The organism is Ligilactobacillus salivarius DSM 20555 = ATCC 11741, assembly GCF_001435955.1.
In the GTDB taxonomy this organism is placed as follows: Bacteria; Bacillota; Bacilli; order Lactobacillales; family Lactobacillaceae; genus Ligilactobacillus; species Ligilactobacillus salivarius.
In genome coordinates, this window is record NZ_AYYT01000002.1 from 1 (window position 1) to 15370 (window position 15370).

Below are 15370 nucleotides of genomic sequence, written 5' to 3' on the forward strand. Positions count from 1 at the left end.
GTATCTCGCCCACTATGTCAATGAAGATTGGAAAATTATTTTGTAAGAATTTCTACTTAATCTCCTTGTAAAATACCTTGATCATACAATATTTTAATTTGCTCATTATCTTTTGTTATTTTTCCAGTTGCTAGTGAGAGATACATATTTAGATTTTCTATTTGTTTACTATTTAAATATACTGACAAATGATCTCTACTCTCTGTTGGATCCCAATAAAAGTTAATTCTTAGATGTTTCTTTCCAGATTTACTTTTTAATACTATATCCAAGTAAGGATCATCTAAAGGCTCAAAAGTATTTACATATTCATCCATTATCATTAATTCATCTATTTCATTTAACAATACTGTTAGATCATCATGATACCAATTACTTAAAGGACTTCCGCCTTGATAAAATTCTTCTGAATTATAAGCTCTTACACTATAAGATACACCTATCCATTCATCATCTAATTTCCATAATCGTAAATATACATGAAATGATTTTGTTTTAAAATATATGTAAGGTAATTTTTTGTTTATCAACTTAATTCACCTCCCTACTATTTATAGCTATTATATCTTAATTTTATAAGAGTTATCATAATTTTATAACTAATTTATGCTATACTGACTTGAAAGTCGAACATCATTTACTTTAATATTGATCTAAAATTTATTGGAGGAAGATAAAAATGACAAATAAACCTACTAATTGCTTGTTAGGTGGTGCTTTAGGAGATTCATTGGGTTACCCAGTGGAATTTTCTAGCTATCGAGAAATTCAACAAAATAATCCCATTGGCATCACTTTTATTAATTTTTCTGAACCAGTTTTAATTTCAGATGACACACAAATGTCTCTATTTACAGCTTCTGCCTTATTAATATCGGATAATTATTTGACTAATCTTTGGGATTGTTATCAAGACTGGTTAGAAACTCAGTGGAAAACTGACAAACAAAGTATGTCCCATAAGCCTGTTAGTAAATTGGTAGATTTTCAGGAACTATTTAATTCTCGTGAACCAGGCAGGACTTGCTTAATGACACTAGCGCAACCAAAACCAGGAAGCTTACAACATCCAATTAATAATAGCAAAGGATGTGGTGGTATTATGCGTGTAGCTCCAATTGGACTTATTGATGAAGATGAAAATATAATTGCTCAACTTGGAGCTGAAAGCTCTGCTTTGACTCATGGTCATCCACTAAGTAGTCTTTCTTCTGCTTATTTAGCAGTACTTATCCATCGTTTACTCACATCTAATATTTCTCCTCAACTTGTATTAGATACTCTTAATTTTATAAAATCAAAATTCAGTACTATGGATTATTTATCCGATTTTACAGAAATAATTAAATTAGCAACAAATTTAAGTCAAACAACAGATAACGATTTCATAAATTTTCAACGCTTAGGAAAGGGATGGGTTGCTGAAGAAACACTAGCTATTGCCCTCTATTGTTCTTTGAAATATCAAAAAGATCCATGCCGTGCTATCGAAATTTCTGTTAATCATGATGGAGATTCTAATTCAACCGGTTCAATAACCGGACAAATTGTGGGTGTTCAACAAAGTAACTCACTCTGGCTTCCTGCTTCTTATCTAAATAAATTGGAATTACGAGATGTAATTATATCTCTTGGTAAAAAATTAAGTCAAAAATTCAATACATAATAACATATAAAATATATTTTTTATCCTATTATTATATATATTCTTCTTCCTATAATCTTAATTTTTTTATAAAATTATACTAAAAATATCACTTATTATTGCCACTTTCTTTACACGAAATCAACTTTATTGTTATGATAATTATAATAATAAAATCATGGTTTGAACTACTATCAAACGAAAGGATGTTTAGATGACAAGAAATATACGTAGATATCGCTGGGGACGTTGGCTAGTATTTCTAGTTGCTCTAGAAATTATTACTTTAAGTATTAACTTCTTTTATGCTCCAATCGATATTGCAGCCGGAGGAACGACTGGAATTGCCATCTTAGTAGAAGCTGTTTGGCATGTAGAACGACCTTTAACAGTTTTAATCTGTAATTTAGCTATGATTGGCTTAGCTTGGATTTTTTTAGAAAGAAAAGTGGTTAAAAATATTACTTTAGGTAGTTTATTGTTACCTGTATTTATGCAATTAACTCCTAGTTTTCAAGTTACTGATAATGAATTATTAGCTGTTATTATCGGTGGTAGCTTGATGGGCTTTGGAGTTTCACTTCTTTATCGAATTAATGCTTCAAGTGGAGGGACAACTGTTCCACCAATGATTTTGAAGAAATACTTTTATCTGGATTCTGCCCTAACATTAATGTTTATCGACCTACTTGTTATTTTTATGAATATATTTGTCGCTGGACTCAATGCTTTCTTTTTAGCAGCCTTTTCTCAAGTTATAACTGCTTTAGTTATGCGTTATGCCGAGGCAGGCTTTGACTTAAAATACCAAGTTCAAATTTTAAGTAACAATTTGCTTGACGAAATTAAAGAAACCCTTCTAAAAGATAATAGTAGTTTGACTCTTTATGATGTAGTTGGTGGTTATAGTCAAACACAAAAACAACAAATTTTATTAATCGTAGATCGCCAAGATTACGGTCATTTAATTGCTAAAATTCATGAAATTGATCCAGAAGCCTTTATTGTTACATCTAATGTAACTAAAGTTCATGGTGGTAAATGGGGATTATAGCTTTCTCATACCTTTGTATGTAAAAAAGAGATTCAAAGATAAACTTTCTTTGAATCTCTTTTAAATTATTAATTAAATTATTCTAAACCTTCTGTCAAAGCTTCAGGATAGTTTTCACGAACAATTTCAGCACAACTTGCACATAGTGTTGGTAAGTCAGCATCACTACCGATATCTGTCTTGATCATGCGGCAACGAGGACAAACTTCACCTTCAGCATGTTCAACTACAACAGCATATTCATCATTGAACTTCAAAGCATTTTCTGGTGCTTCAGATAATGGATGAACATCTAGTGCAGAAACAATCAATGCTTGGCGAACATTAGCGTTTAATGCATCTAAATCAGCTTGTACACCATTAGATACATATAAGTCTACATGTGCTTCGAAGGACTTACCGATTAATTTTTCATTTCTTGCTTCTTCAAGAGCTTTAAATACACCTGAACGTAAATTCATGAATCTGTTCCATAAATCAACAAGTTTTTCTTCATTATTGAAATGCTTAACTTCAGGCATTTCGGATAATTGTGCGTATTCTTCGTCTTCCTTCAAATACTTCCAAATTTCTTCTGTTGTATGAGGTAAAATTGGAGTCATTAACTTAGTTAGACGTACCACTACATCATACAATACTGTTTGCATTGAACGACGTTTCTTGCTATCAGGAGCTTCAATATAAACAACATCCTTAGCAACGTCCATATAGAATGCAGAAAGATCTGTTGTAATGAAATTGATTAACTTCTTGTAAATTTCCATAAATTCATAGTTTGCATATGCATCTAGAATTTCCTTAGTAAATTTGTTTACAAGAACTGTCATATATTTATCAATGGATTCCATTTCATCGAAAGCAACAGCATTTTTAGCAGGATCGAAATCTGTTGTGTTTGCAAGTAAGAAACGAACTGTGTTTCTAAATTTACGATAACTTTCAGCGATTTGTTGGAAACTTCCCATAGATACACGAACGTCAGCAGATGTATCAACACTCAATACCCATAGACGGATAATTTCAGCACCCATCTTATCGATAACTTCACTAGGAACAATTGTGTTACCCAATGATTTACTCATCTTACGTCCCTTACCATCAAGTGTAAATCCTTGAGAAAGAATTTGCTTGTATGGTGCATGACCAGAGTAAGCAACAGATGTAATCAAACTAGAGTTGAACCAACCACGGTATTGGTCAGAACCTTCCAAGTATAGATCAGCTGGATATGTCAAGTAATCACGTTCAGCACATACACCTTGATGTGAGGAACCAGAATCGAACCAAACATCCATGATATCTGTTTCTTTAGTAAATTTACCATTTGGAGAATGTTCACTTGTAAAGCCTTCAGGTAACAAGTCCTTAGCTTCACGTTGGAACCAAATATTTGAGCCGTGTTCTTCAACTAATTTTGCAACATGTTCGATTGTTTCCTTAGTCATGATAGCTTCACCGTCTTCACCGTAGAAGATTGGCAATGGAACACCCCAAACTCTTTGACGGGAAATTACCCAGTCACCACGATCACGAATCATGTTGTAAAGACGTTTTTGACCCCAATCTGGGAAGAATTGAACTTCATTAATTGCACCTAAAATTTGGTCACGAATCTTATCAACAGAAGCAAACCATTGTGGTGTAGCGCGGAAGATAATAGGTTTCTTTGTACGCCAATCAAATGGGTAACTATGTTCGTAATCCATTTGCTTCAAAAGTACGCCAGCTTCTTCCAATTTCTTCAAAGAAACTTCGTTTGCGTCTTCATAGAATAAACCTGCAAAATCTTCGCCAGTATCTTCTGTCATATATCCTTTATCATCAACAGGAACATATACATCCAAACCATACTTAACACCAATATTAAAGTCATCTTCACCAAAGCCAGGAGCTGTATGAACAAGACCTGTACCAGCATCAGTTGTAACGAAGTCACCTAACATAGTTACAAGTTTTCTTTCTGGATAGAATGGGTGTTGACATAAAACATTTTCTAATTCTGCACCCTTAACAGTTTTTACAATCTTAACATCATTCCAACCAAATAATTCAGCATCAGCATTTACTAAATCAGCAGCTAAAACATACTTACGTTCATCATCGTCATGTTGTACAACTGCGTAGTCGAATGTAGCATCAATTGTAATACCTTCAGAAGCAGGAATAGTCCATGGTGTTGTAGTCCAAACAACCATATATGTATTTTCATCTAATACACCTTTACCATCAACAACTTGTTCACCGTAGAATGCAGATGGTGATGTTACATCATGATATTCAACTTCAGCTTCAGCAAGAGCTGATTCAGATGACCATGACCAAAATACTGGCTTTTTACCTTTATAAATTAAGCCCTTTTCTGCCATCTTACCAAAGACACGAATTTGTTGTGCTTCATATTCTGGTTTCAATGTTAAATATGGGTTATCCCATTCACCAGCAACACCTAAACGCTTAAAGTCTTTTCTTTGCTTATCAACTTGCTCTAAAGCATATTGACGACACATTTCTCTGAATTCAGCTACAGATAATGCTTTACGATCAACACCAGCTTTTTTCAATTGTTGTTCAATTGGTAAACCGTGTGTATCCCAACCTGGTACATAAGGTGCTCGGAATCCCATCATTGATTTAGAACGAACGATGAAATCCTTAGAAATCTTGTTCATTGCGTGACCCATATGAATATTACCGTTAGCATATGGAGGTCCATCATGTAACACAAAACTTGGTTTACCTTCGTTTAATTTTTGTCTTTGTTCATAAACTTTATTTTCTTCCCATTCATTTTGTCTTTCAACTTCGCGAACAGGTAAATTACCACGCATTGGGAATTTTGTCTTACCCAAATTTAAAGTATCTTTGACTTTCATAAGATCCATCCTTTCTCTCTCAGTTAAAAATTGGAAACAAAAAAATCCCATCCAGCAAGGGACGAGATTTCCGTGGTACCACCCAAATTTTAACTATCATCAATTAGTAGTTTCTTTAGTCATCATTAACGCGATGAAACGACTTACCCTACTATTATTTCAGGAAAGTATTTGAAAGATGATAAAAATCATATCAGGGATATATCGAACTTTCACCGACCATCGACTCGCTGCCTATATAATATGATTTTCGCGTTCTTTCAGAAATAAATTAATCTTCAGGAGCAAAGTGTTTTCCTTGAGGTTGATCATCATCAGGGAAAATAACAACAGTTTCATTTGTTGGTTGAGAAACTGATTCTTCTTGAGGTTGTTCTGGGACATCTTGAGTAACAACATCAGCTGGTGCATCAATTTGGCCTGGAACAATTACCTCTGCTCCATCACTACTTGCGTCTGATTGTACTTCATTTTGACCAAAATTGTCAAGTGAATCATCATGACGAATTGCATCTTGAATTTCTTCAAAGCTACTTACATCGCCTTGCTTGAGAATTTCATCCCAGTCACTACCCTTAATTACTTCAAGTTGTGATTCCATCATTACTTGAAGTCTTTGACGGAAGATACGAGCTTGCTTTCTCAAATCATCAGTTTCAATTGCAATCTTCTTAGCTTTTCTAGAAGCTTCATCAATGATGTGTTTTGCCTTAGCATTAGCTTGGTCGATAATATCTTGACCTTGCTTTTGTGCTTCATGATTAATGATTTCAGCTTCTTTTTGTGAGTTCGCCTTAACTTTATCAGCAGCTTCTTGAGCCACAATAATTGATTGATTCAATGAATCCTTTAAATCATTGAAGTACTTCAATTTTTCTTTGTTTTGTTGCAAACTATCTGCTAATCTGTCATTTTCTTTTAAAGTATTTTCATAGTCTTTAATAATTTGATCTAAGAAATCATTAACTTCATCTTGATCATAGCCACGTAATTTTACATGAAATTCTTTATTATGAATATCTAAAGGGGTCAAAGCCATCCCCAACACCTCCAAAAACGTATCAGTTATTCTTCTCCAATACAGAAACTCTAATTCTTAATTTATCCTTACGAGTTACACCTAATAGGTCATCGATTCTAAGTCTACCATAACCACGAATCGACAATATATCTCCATACTTAACTTCATAGTCTGGTCTAGCAACAGTCATCCAATTTAACTGTACTTTTTCAGCCTTAATTAAATTCTTGCTACTTTCCCTTGATATGTTGAACGTAACACTAACTAAACTATCTATTCTTAGAGAAGAAGATGTTACCATTTTTTCTTGCCAATTTAACTCTGGAACTACAATTTCATCGAGTGGTGCATCTTCAAGTCTAACTTTAATCTTACCCACTCTATCAATTTGCAATCTGAAGTAGTCACTTACTTCTTTTTCACAAAGGAATTGCCAAGTATCATTTTGTTCTATTATATCACCAATTACTTCTCTATCTAACCCACTATTAGCCAAAGTTCCTAAAATTTGTCCATGAGTTAACGATGTAAATTTCACAGGATATTTAATCATAATTAATTCTAAATTAAAATCATCATCCTGTACCTCGTAATAACTTGGGTAAAATATTGCTCGTTTTCTTTCAGCATTTTCATAACCACCACTAAAAGAAACTTTTACATCTTGATTTTTGTGTATCAACGACTGAGCAATATATTGTTCCCTTGGATTCAGGAAATGCGTTAATATTGGTCGATATTCGTTTTCTGCCTGCATAATGTAATCAGACAATTGTGAAATTAATGGTTCTTCATCTTTTCTAAAATGCTGCAAAATGTTACTATCCATGATTAATAAAGTCCTAACAGTCCAAGTATAAAGTCTACACCCCATTCAACAGGTTGTAGAACAATTAACGCTACTACTGGTGCAAAACTCAAGCCAGCAATTGGTGGAATAAAGTTAAACAAACTTAAATATGGTTCAACTATCTTTCCCAACCATTGACCTAACTTAGTTTGATATGCACCTGGAAACCATGACATTAATACATAAATTAAGATTAATGTCGAATACAGATTAAAAATTCTATCAACTAAAAATATCAATTAATTACTCCTAACCTATACCTAATATCATCTACCTGTAAGATTAGACAAATCTCCTTCGATCTTAAAATTTTTAGGGGTGCACAAGAATATTTTTTCACCTATTCTTTGCATGTCACCATTAACAGCAAAAATTAAGCCCGAAAGAAAATCTATTACACGATGAATTTGATTTTCATCCATTTTTCTAAAATTAACAATTACAGCTCTACCATTTAAAATCATCTTACCGATATTCTTAACATCTGAAAAAACACTTGGATCAAAGACCATGATCTTTTGCTCTCTTTGAACTGTTGTACTATTGTTTTTAGAACTCATCAAAGACATCACCTGTCTATTATTATCTTTTTCTGGTTCAGAAGCTCTAGTAACATCAGTATTAGTACTGACTGCTTGTTTGCTATCAGTAACTTCCTCGTAATACTCTCCTTCTGGAACTCCATTGAACCAATTACTTAGTTTTTCACTTAATGACATCTTAACACTCCTTCAAAGGAAATCTTAACGACGACGGCGACGTAAGAATGGTGGTGTATTTAAAGAATCATCGTTGCTATCATCTGCATCTGAATCAGCTTGGAACACATCGAAATCTTTCTTTTCAACGTTTTGGAAATCATTTCCACGTTCATTTTGTGTAGCTTGACGAGGATTATTCATTTCACGACTTAAATCCCAATCACCTAATGGATCTCCTTGACTTCTAGTTGTTGTTTCATTCACACCAGTTGTTGAATGATTAATGCCTGCATTGTTAAGTGGATTACTCATTCTTGTACGCTTTGGTGCTTCTTTTTTCTTTTTATCAATACCAGTTGCAATAACTGTTACGATAACTGAATCTTCAAGTTCTTCATTGATAGAAGTACCGAAAATAATGTTAATATCACTTGTAGCAGCTTGAGCAACAATATCTGATGCATCTTGTGCTTCAAATAAACTTAAGTCTGGACCACCTGTAATGTTAAGTAAAACTTGTTCTGCACCGTCAATTGATACTTCCAACAATGGTGAAGAAATAGCTTTCTTTGTAGCTTCTGCTGTTCTATTTTCTCCATTAGCAGTACCAATACCCATTAAAGCAGAACCTTGATTTTGCATAACAGTCTTAACATCAGCAAAGTCCAAGTTAACGTAACCAGGTGATGTAATTAAATCAGAAATACCTTGTACACCTTGACGTAATACGTTATCTGCTTCTTGGAATGCTTGTAACATTGGTGTCTTCTTATCTACGATTTCTAATAAGCGGTTGTTAGCGATGATAACTAAAGTATCAACGTGTTCTTTCATTTGTGCTACACCTTCAGCGGCAAATCTTGCACGCTTTGGTCCTTCAAAACTGAATGGGCGTGTAACAACACCAACTGTTAAAGCACCTTGTTCTTTAGCAATTTTTGCAATAATAGGAGCAGCACCTGTACCTGTACCGCCACCCATACCAGCAGTAACAAAAATCATATCTGCACCGGAAAGAGCTTCAGCAATTGCTTCTTCACTTTCTTGAGCAGCTTTACTACCGATTTCAGGATTGGAACCTGCACCTAATCCACGTGTTAATTTAGGTCCTAATTGAATTTTTGTTTCAGCGTTTGAATGTTGTAAAGCTTGAACATCAGTATTAGCTACAATAAACTCAACACCTTTAACATCGTCAGCAATCATACGGTTAACAGCGTTACCACCTGCACCACCAACACCGATTACTTTTATATTTGCGCCTGTATTTTGACTTGAATCTAATGAATATTCCATTGCCATTCTTTTACCCTCCAATTAATTAGTCAAAGAAAGATTCCATAAAATTCTTAGCTTTCGACAATATACCATTTTTCTTTTTATTTTGCTTATGCTTAGGTTGTGTTTCTTGTAAGTCTTGAGGTTCAACATCTGCAGTTTCTACATAATCATCCACATAATCATTAGATACAGCTGTTGTATCAAAATTATTACTAATCATGCTATCAGCATATGGAATAGTATCTGCTGTTATATCAATTGTATTTCCTTCCAAACTACCTTTAACTAAGCGTTCAATATCACTCATTTTAGTTACATAGTTTACTAATCCTATCACTTGAGAGAATGATGGGAAACGTAAATTCATTTCTTGTGGAATATAAATTTTAACGCTTACTCCAAAAATTTCTTCTGCTAATTCTCTAATTCCTGGTAAAGCAGCCATTCCACCAGTTAAAATTATTCCACCTGGTAATTGAAAAGCATTAACATCGTTTAAGGAACGATTTATCTTTTCAAATACCTGTCTCATACGAGCTTCTATAATTTCAGCCAAATATTCTTCTGATACTTGTTCAGGTTCTTGTTTTCCTACAACTTGTACAGGAAATACATCTTCAGAAGATGCTTGATTAGCCATTGCAAAGCCATAAGTACGTTTCAAGCTTTCGGCATTCTCAATGGAAGTGTTAAGAACTACCGAAATATCTCTAGTGACATAGTCGCCACCTTCTTGATCTACATATGTATACTTTAATTTATGGTCGTGAATTACAGCTGCAGTTGTTTGTCCACCACCCATATCAATTAAAATAGATCCAAAATCTTGTTCTGCATCAGACATTGCTAATCTAGCAGTAGCCAATGGAGCTACAACAGTTGCTTTAACTTTCAAGCCTGCTTTTTGTATGCACTTCTTGATATTATGTAAAATAGTCTTAGGACCCGTATACATAACAGCGTGCATCTCCATACGGACCCCCATCATACCACGGGGATCTTTAATTCCATCGAAACCATCTACAATAAATTCATCTGGAATAATATCAATAACATCACGTTCAGGAGGAAGATTTTGTACCAAAGCAGCTTGTGTTACTTTATATACGTCATTCTTCGTAATTTCTTGTGAGTTACCATTTTCATCACTGACGGAAACCATACCATGACATTTTTCAATCTGTAGCAAATTAGCAGGTATTCCAACTGTTACTTCAGAAATATCCAAGTTAGCTTTTTTTTCAGCTTGATTAACAGCATCTCTTATTGTTGCAACAACTTGATCAATATCTACAATTACACCACGATTTAAGCCAGCAGATTTTGTATTACCGTAACCAATGATATTTGCTTGTCCTTTCACATGTTCTGCGATGATGACTTTTATTGAAGTCGTTCCGATGTCCAATCCTACATATATTTCAGAATTATCCATCATTTTGACCTCCTCTTACACTCAAATTTTAAGCTATAATTTTTGTCTATTTTTATTTATATTTAGTCAATATATAAATTTTACCACATTAAGCAATAGATGTGTACTTTACTTTATTAAACATTTCAAACAACTTTATTACTTATTATTATAAGGATAAGCATATGCGCCCACTTCTAGATCAATCACACCTTTTTTACCTAAAGCTTTAGCCATGCTTGGATAATAACTCATTTTTGCTGCCAAAGTATCTATACTTCCTATCACTTCATTTCCATCATTCATCACTAATTTCACTCGTTTAGGGTTTACCTTTGTTGGATTAGAATGTATTTCAGAAATTCCAAATCTTACTTTTTTAGGCATCTCCCCTACCTGTTGTGCTGCTTCATGTAATAAAGTTTTCTTTTTGAAATCAAGAAATAATGGGTAATTTCCATTGGTTGCCTTTTGACCTACATTCAATTCACGTCCATTTGAAGTTAATTTGTAATAAGTATTCTTTCTTTGAATATATCCGACAATATCATATTCAGTAACTTTAAATTTAACGACGTTTTTTTTCAAAGAGATATTAACATCTTTAACAGTTGCTACATCATTTTTTATACGTTGACTAATCAAAAATTTAGTAGGTACAACCGCGAATAAAGATTCGTTCTTTTTCACTTGACTGGCCTCTATAATAGCAGTTTTTGTTTGGCTATCTGTACCTTCTATCTCTATATTACTCACTCTACTAACTGGAAGGATTGCGTATAAAGATATTACTGCACTAATTCCAAAAATTGATGCTAGAGTTATTACTCGCTTTTGGAGTCTTTTCTTTCTAAGACCGTTAAATTTAACTAAATTGCTACTTATCAAGATTTTTTTAGATTTCTTTTGTTTTTTCTCTATATTTTCTTCTCGCAACAATTGCTGTCTTTCCCAAGGCGTAAGTTCTTCATTATCTCTCATGGCTTTATTTTTAGAATCTTTTCGTTTACCAAACACGCAATCACCTCCTTTACTTTAATATCTTGAATAATTATTTATGCATTATGTCTTCTAGTACTTTGATTACTTGGTTAGCTGCATCTGGAATTCCAGCTTCCTTAGCATTTTTACCCATTTGTAATCTTTTATCGGAATCATTCATAATTTCATCGACATTTTTAACTAATGTATCCGCAGTTAAATCTTTCTCTTTAATCATCAATGCTGCATCTTTATTAACTAAACTCATCGCATTCTTTGTTTGATGATCATTTGTTACATATGGACTTGGAATTAGAATAGTAGGAATTCCTAAAGCCGTAATTTCCGCTAAACTTGTTGCACCAGCACGACCAACAATACTTGCAACTTCAGGTAAAATTGCTGGCATATCAGCAATATAAGGCTCTATTCTCACATTATCTGGTAAGTTTTTAGCTTCATCTTTAGCCATTATTTTATCATAGTGAACTTTACCAGTAACAAATAAAACTTGATATTCTTTTTTAGCAAACTGTGGAATAGCCTTTAGAGCAGCAGCATTAATTCCTTCTGCTCCTCGAGAACCACCAAAAATCATAACTGTTGGTAAATCTTTTCTCAGCTTGTATTCTTTCTCTAATCTACCTGTATCTTTCATACCAGCAACTTGTTGAGCTCTAGGATTACCAGTAAAAACAACTTTAGATGCTGGAAAATCTTTTCTAGCATCTTCAAAGCATATTCCTACCTTATCTACAAAACGACTTAAAAATTTATTCGTTACGCCAGCAACGCTATTTTGCTCATGAACAAAAGTTGGAATTTTCATCCTAGCTGCAGCATATACAACCGCACCACAAACATAGCCACCTGTTCCTACAACAACATCTGGTTTGAAATCACGGATAATTTTCTTGCAGTCATGCACACTTTTTAAAAAGAGATATACTGTTTTAAAATTTTCCAAAGATAAAGAGCGTTTGAAACCTTGAATTTTAATCGTCTTTAATGGAACTCCTGCTGAAGGAACAATACGACTTTCTAACCCCTTATGAGTTCCAACATATAAAATTTCTGAATCTGGTTCTTTTTGCTTAATAGCTTCTATCAATGCTAGTGCTGGATAGATATGGCCTCCTGTTCCACCACCAGAAATTAATAATCGCATTTACTTTTCCTCCAACTCTTTTGTCAATTTTTCTACAGCTTCAATAAATTTATCCCCACGTACTTCAAATGTTGGCCATTGATCCCAACTAGCACAAGCTGGAGATAGTAAGATAACATCGCCTTCATTACTTACTTTATAAGCTTCAGGGACTGCAGAAACTGCATCTTTAGTTTTAATAATCTTTTCAACACCAGCTTCTTTACCAGCCTTTGCCATCAGATCAGCTGTTTCACCAAATACAATCATCGCATGAACTTTATTCTTCAATGAAGGTTCTAATTTTTCAAATGTAAATCCTCTATCTAATCCACCAGCTAATAATACTACTGGATTATTGAAACCAGCTAATGCTTTTTCAGTCGCTTCCATATTAGTAGCCTTAGAATCATTATAGAATTTTCTACCATTTAGAGTTGTTACATATTGAGTACGATGACGTACACCTGAGAATGTTGTTAAAACTTCTTTAATATCTTCATTAGATTTACCAAATATCTTTGCAACAGCAATAGCAGCTAATGCATTTTCTACATTATGAGTACCAGGTACTTTAATATCATCAACTGGCATTATTTTATCTTCTCTATAGAATAGATATCCATCTGCCACATAGGCGCCGTCCTTAGATTTACCTAGACGAGAAAATGGAACAATTTTTGCTTTAGAACGTTGACTTAACTCTTGCCATTCTTCGTTATCCCAATTTACCACAAAGTAATCATCTTCTGTTTGATTCATAACGATACGCATCTTAGCATTAACATAATTTTCTCTTGTACCATGATAATCAATATGTGCTTCATATATGTTTGTTAATACAGCAACTTTAGGATGATATTCTGTAATTCCTAATAATTGGAAACTAGATAATTCTGTAACAATTGTATCTTTACTTGTTGCTTCTTGTGCTACTTGACTAGCTGGAACACCTATATTACCAGCAACGTAAGCCTTACCTTCAGTTTTACCTTGATTTAGCATCAAAGAAATCATTGTTGTAGTTGTTGTCTTACCATTTGTACCTGTTACTCCTACAAATCTTGCATCACTAATTTCAAAAGCTAGTTCAGGTTCAGTAATTATCTTTATTCCTTTATCTTTAGCACCACTAACTAAAACATTAGTGTATGGTATACCAGGATTTTTAACCATTAAATCAATATTCTCTAATAACTCTAAAGGATGACTACCGGTAATAACTTCAATTCCTTCATTTTTTAGTTCATTTACTTGAGTTAAATCAGATGGTGTATTTTTATCATTTACAGTAACTTCTGCACCTAACTTTTTCAATAACTTAGCTGCATTCACACCACTCTTACCTAATCCTAATACTAATACTTTTTTTCCACGATATTTCTCTATCATTTTCATAATACAAGACTTCCTTAATGCTTAATTTTTATAGAATAAACGCTAATGCGATTGCTGAACAAATAATTCCTATACACCAAAAAGTAATATCAATTCTCCATTCACTCCAGCCACACATTTCAAAGTGATGATGAATTGGACTCATTTTAAAAATTCTTTTGCCAGTTAACTTGAATGAGGCAACTTGTAAAATCACACTTGCTGTTTCCATAACAAAGACGAAACCTATAACTAATAAAGCTAATTCATGATGTGTCATTAGAGAAACAGCAGCTAACGCACCACCTAACGCTAATGAACCCATGTCACCCATAAAAATTTTAGCTGGTTTATGATTGAAGATAATAAAGCCAAGTAATGCACCAATTACTGTAGCACAGAATAGTAATACATCAAATTGGCCTTGATAATAAGCTATAATTCCATAGGTTGCAAAAGCTATTATTGCTTGTCCTGAAACTAGTCCGTCAATTCCATCAGTTAAGTTAACTGCATTAGAAAAACCTACTAACCAGAAAATAGCAAATAGTGTATACAATACTAATCCTAAATGCAATTCATGTCCAAATAACGCTAAGGATAATGGAAGTTTTTCATGCACAAAAACAAATACAAAAAGAAGCGCACCTACTACTTGGCCAAGAAATTTTTGCCAAGCTTTCAAACCTTCATTCTGTTTCTTCCATAGTTTAATAGAATCATCCCAGAAACCTAAAAAGCCATATAAAACTAAGATAAAGGTGATTATTAATAATTTAGCATGTAAATTTTTAGTCAGTAGTCCAAAAACCAAAACAACTGCAAGAATTGCTAGGTTAAAAACAAATCCACCCATTGTTGGTGTACCAGATTTTTTCTGATGCCATTTTGGACCTTCTTCACGAATCATTTGTCCTTCTTTTCTTTTTCTAAAGTAGCTGATGAACATTGGTACAAAAATCACTGTCAAAATAAATGCACATACAGCCGGTGCTATAATCAATAACATTGAATTCATTTTCTCTC

The 15370-nt window shown here is 33.5% G+C and carries 14 protein-coding genes; 2 read left to right on the plus strand and 12 right to left on the minus strand.

The window, feature by feature from the left end:
• Window positions 1-56 precede the first annotated feature (56 nt).
• Window positions 57-530, minus strand: coding sequence for a hypothetical protein (locus tag FC55_RS01195; RefSeq protein WP_003700440.1), 474 nt, complete (start codon window positions 528-530; stop codon window positions 57-59).
• A gap of 149 nt (window positions 531-679) precedes the next feature.
• On the opposite strand from FC55_RS01195, the gene FC55_RS01200 reads away from it, so the two are divergent.
• Complete coding sequence (locus tag FC55_RS01200) at window positions 680-1666, plus strand: ADP-ribosylglycohydrolase family protein (protein ID WP_003700441.1); 987 nt, start codon at window positions 680-682, stop codon at window positions 1664-1666.
• A 193-nt stretch (window positions 1667-1859) separates the two neighbouring features.
• The gene (locus FC55_RS01205; RefSeq protein WP_003700442.1) at window positions 1860-2699 is read left to right on the plus strand and encodes a YitT family protein; all 840 of its coding nucleotides are present in this window, start codon (window positions 1860-1862) and stop codon (window positions 2697-2699) included.
• Window positions 2700-2776: 77 nt separating this feature from the next.
• Here FC55_RS01205 and ileS read toward each other — a convergent pair whose 3' ends face one another.
• From ileS to mraY, 11 genes are all read right to left on the minus strand, one after another.
• Window positions 2777-5572 carry an isoleucine--tRNA ligase gene (gene ileS, locus FC55_RS01210; protein WP_011476133.1) on the minus strand — a complete coding sequence of 932 codons (2796 nt, stop codon included), beginning with the start codon at window positions 5570-5572 and terminating at the stop codon, window positions 2777-2779.
• Between the two features lie 271 nt (window positions 5573-5843).
• A complete protein-coding gene (locus tag FC55_RS01215) occupies window positions 5844-6611 on the minus strand; it encodes a DivIVA domain-containing protein (protein WP_003700444.1) in 768 nt (255 codons plus the stop codon).
• A 22-nt stretch (window positions 6612-6633) separates the two neighbouring features.
• Entirely contained in the window at window positions 6634-7422 is a 789-nt protein-coding gene (locus FC55_RS01220) for a YlmH family RNA-binding protein (protein ID WP_003700445.1), read from the minus strand.
• 2 nt (window positions 7423-7424) lie between these two features.
• The gene (locus tag FC55_RS01225; RefSeq protein WP_003700446.1) at window positions 7425-7682 is read right to left on the minus strand and encodes a YggT family protein; all 258 of its coding nucleotides are present in this window, start codon (window positions 7680-7682) and stop codon (window positions 7425-7427) included.
• A 27-nt stretch (window positions 7683-7709) separates the two neighbouring features.
• Window positions 7710-8162 carry a cell division protein SepF gene (locus FC55_RS01230; RefSeq protein WP_003700447.1) on the minus strand — a complete coding sequence of 151 codons (453 nt, stop codon included), beginning with the start codon at window positions 8160-8162 and terminating at the stop codon, window positions 7710-7712.
• 24 nt (window positions 8163-8186) lie between these two features.
• On the minus strand, window positions 8187-9440 hold the full coding sequence (ftsZ, locus tag FC55_RS01235; RefSeq protein ID WP_003710313.1) for a cell division protein FtsZ: 1254 nt from the start codon (window positions 9438-9440) through the stop codon (window positions 8187-8189).
• Between the two features lie 25 nt (window positions 9441-9465).
• Window positions 9466-10860: a cell division protein FtsA gene (ftsA, locus tag FC55_RS01240; RefSeq protein ID WP_034990383.1), complete on the minus strand. Its 1395-nt coding sequence runs from the start codon at window positions 10858-10860 to the stop codon at window positions 9466-9468.
• Between the two features lie 138 nt (window positions 10861-10998).
• A complete protein-coding gene (locus tag FC55_RS01245; RefSeq protein ID WP_003700450.1) occupies window positions 10999-11856 on the minus strand; it encodes a cell division protein FtsQ/DivIB in 858 nt (285 codons plus the stop codon).
• 34 nt (window positions 11857-11890) lie between these two features.
• Entirely contained in the window at window positions 11891-12988 is a 1098-nt protein-coding gene (gene murG / locus FC55_RS01250; protein WP_003700451.1) for an undecaprenyldiphospho-muramoylpentapeptide beta-N-acetylglucosaminyltransferase, read from the minus strand.
• On the minus strand, window positions 12989-14365 hold the full coding sequence (gene murD / locus FC55_RS01255; RefSeq protein ID WP_003700452.1) for a UDP-N-acetylmuramoyl-L-alanine--D-glutamate ligase: 1377 nt from the start codon (window positions 14363-14365) through the stop codon (window positions 12989-12991).
• A gap of 28 nt (window positions 14366-14393) precedes the next feature.
• Window positions 14394-15362: a phospho-N-acetylmuramoyl-pentapeptide-transferase gene (gene mraY / locus FC55_RS01260; RefSeq protein WP_003700453.1), complete on the minus strand. Its 969-nt coding sequence runs from the start codon at window positions 15360-15362 to the stop codon at window positions 14394-14396.
• Between the last annotated feature and the right edge of the window lie 8 nt (window positions 15363-15370).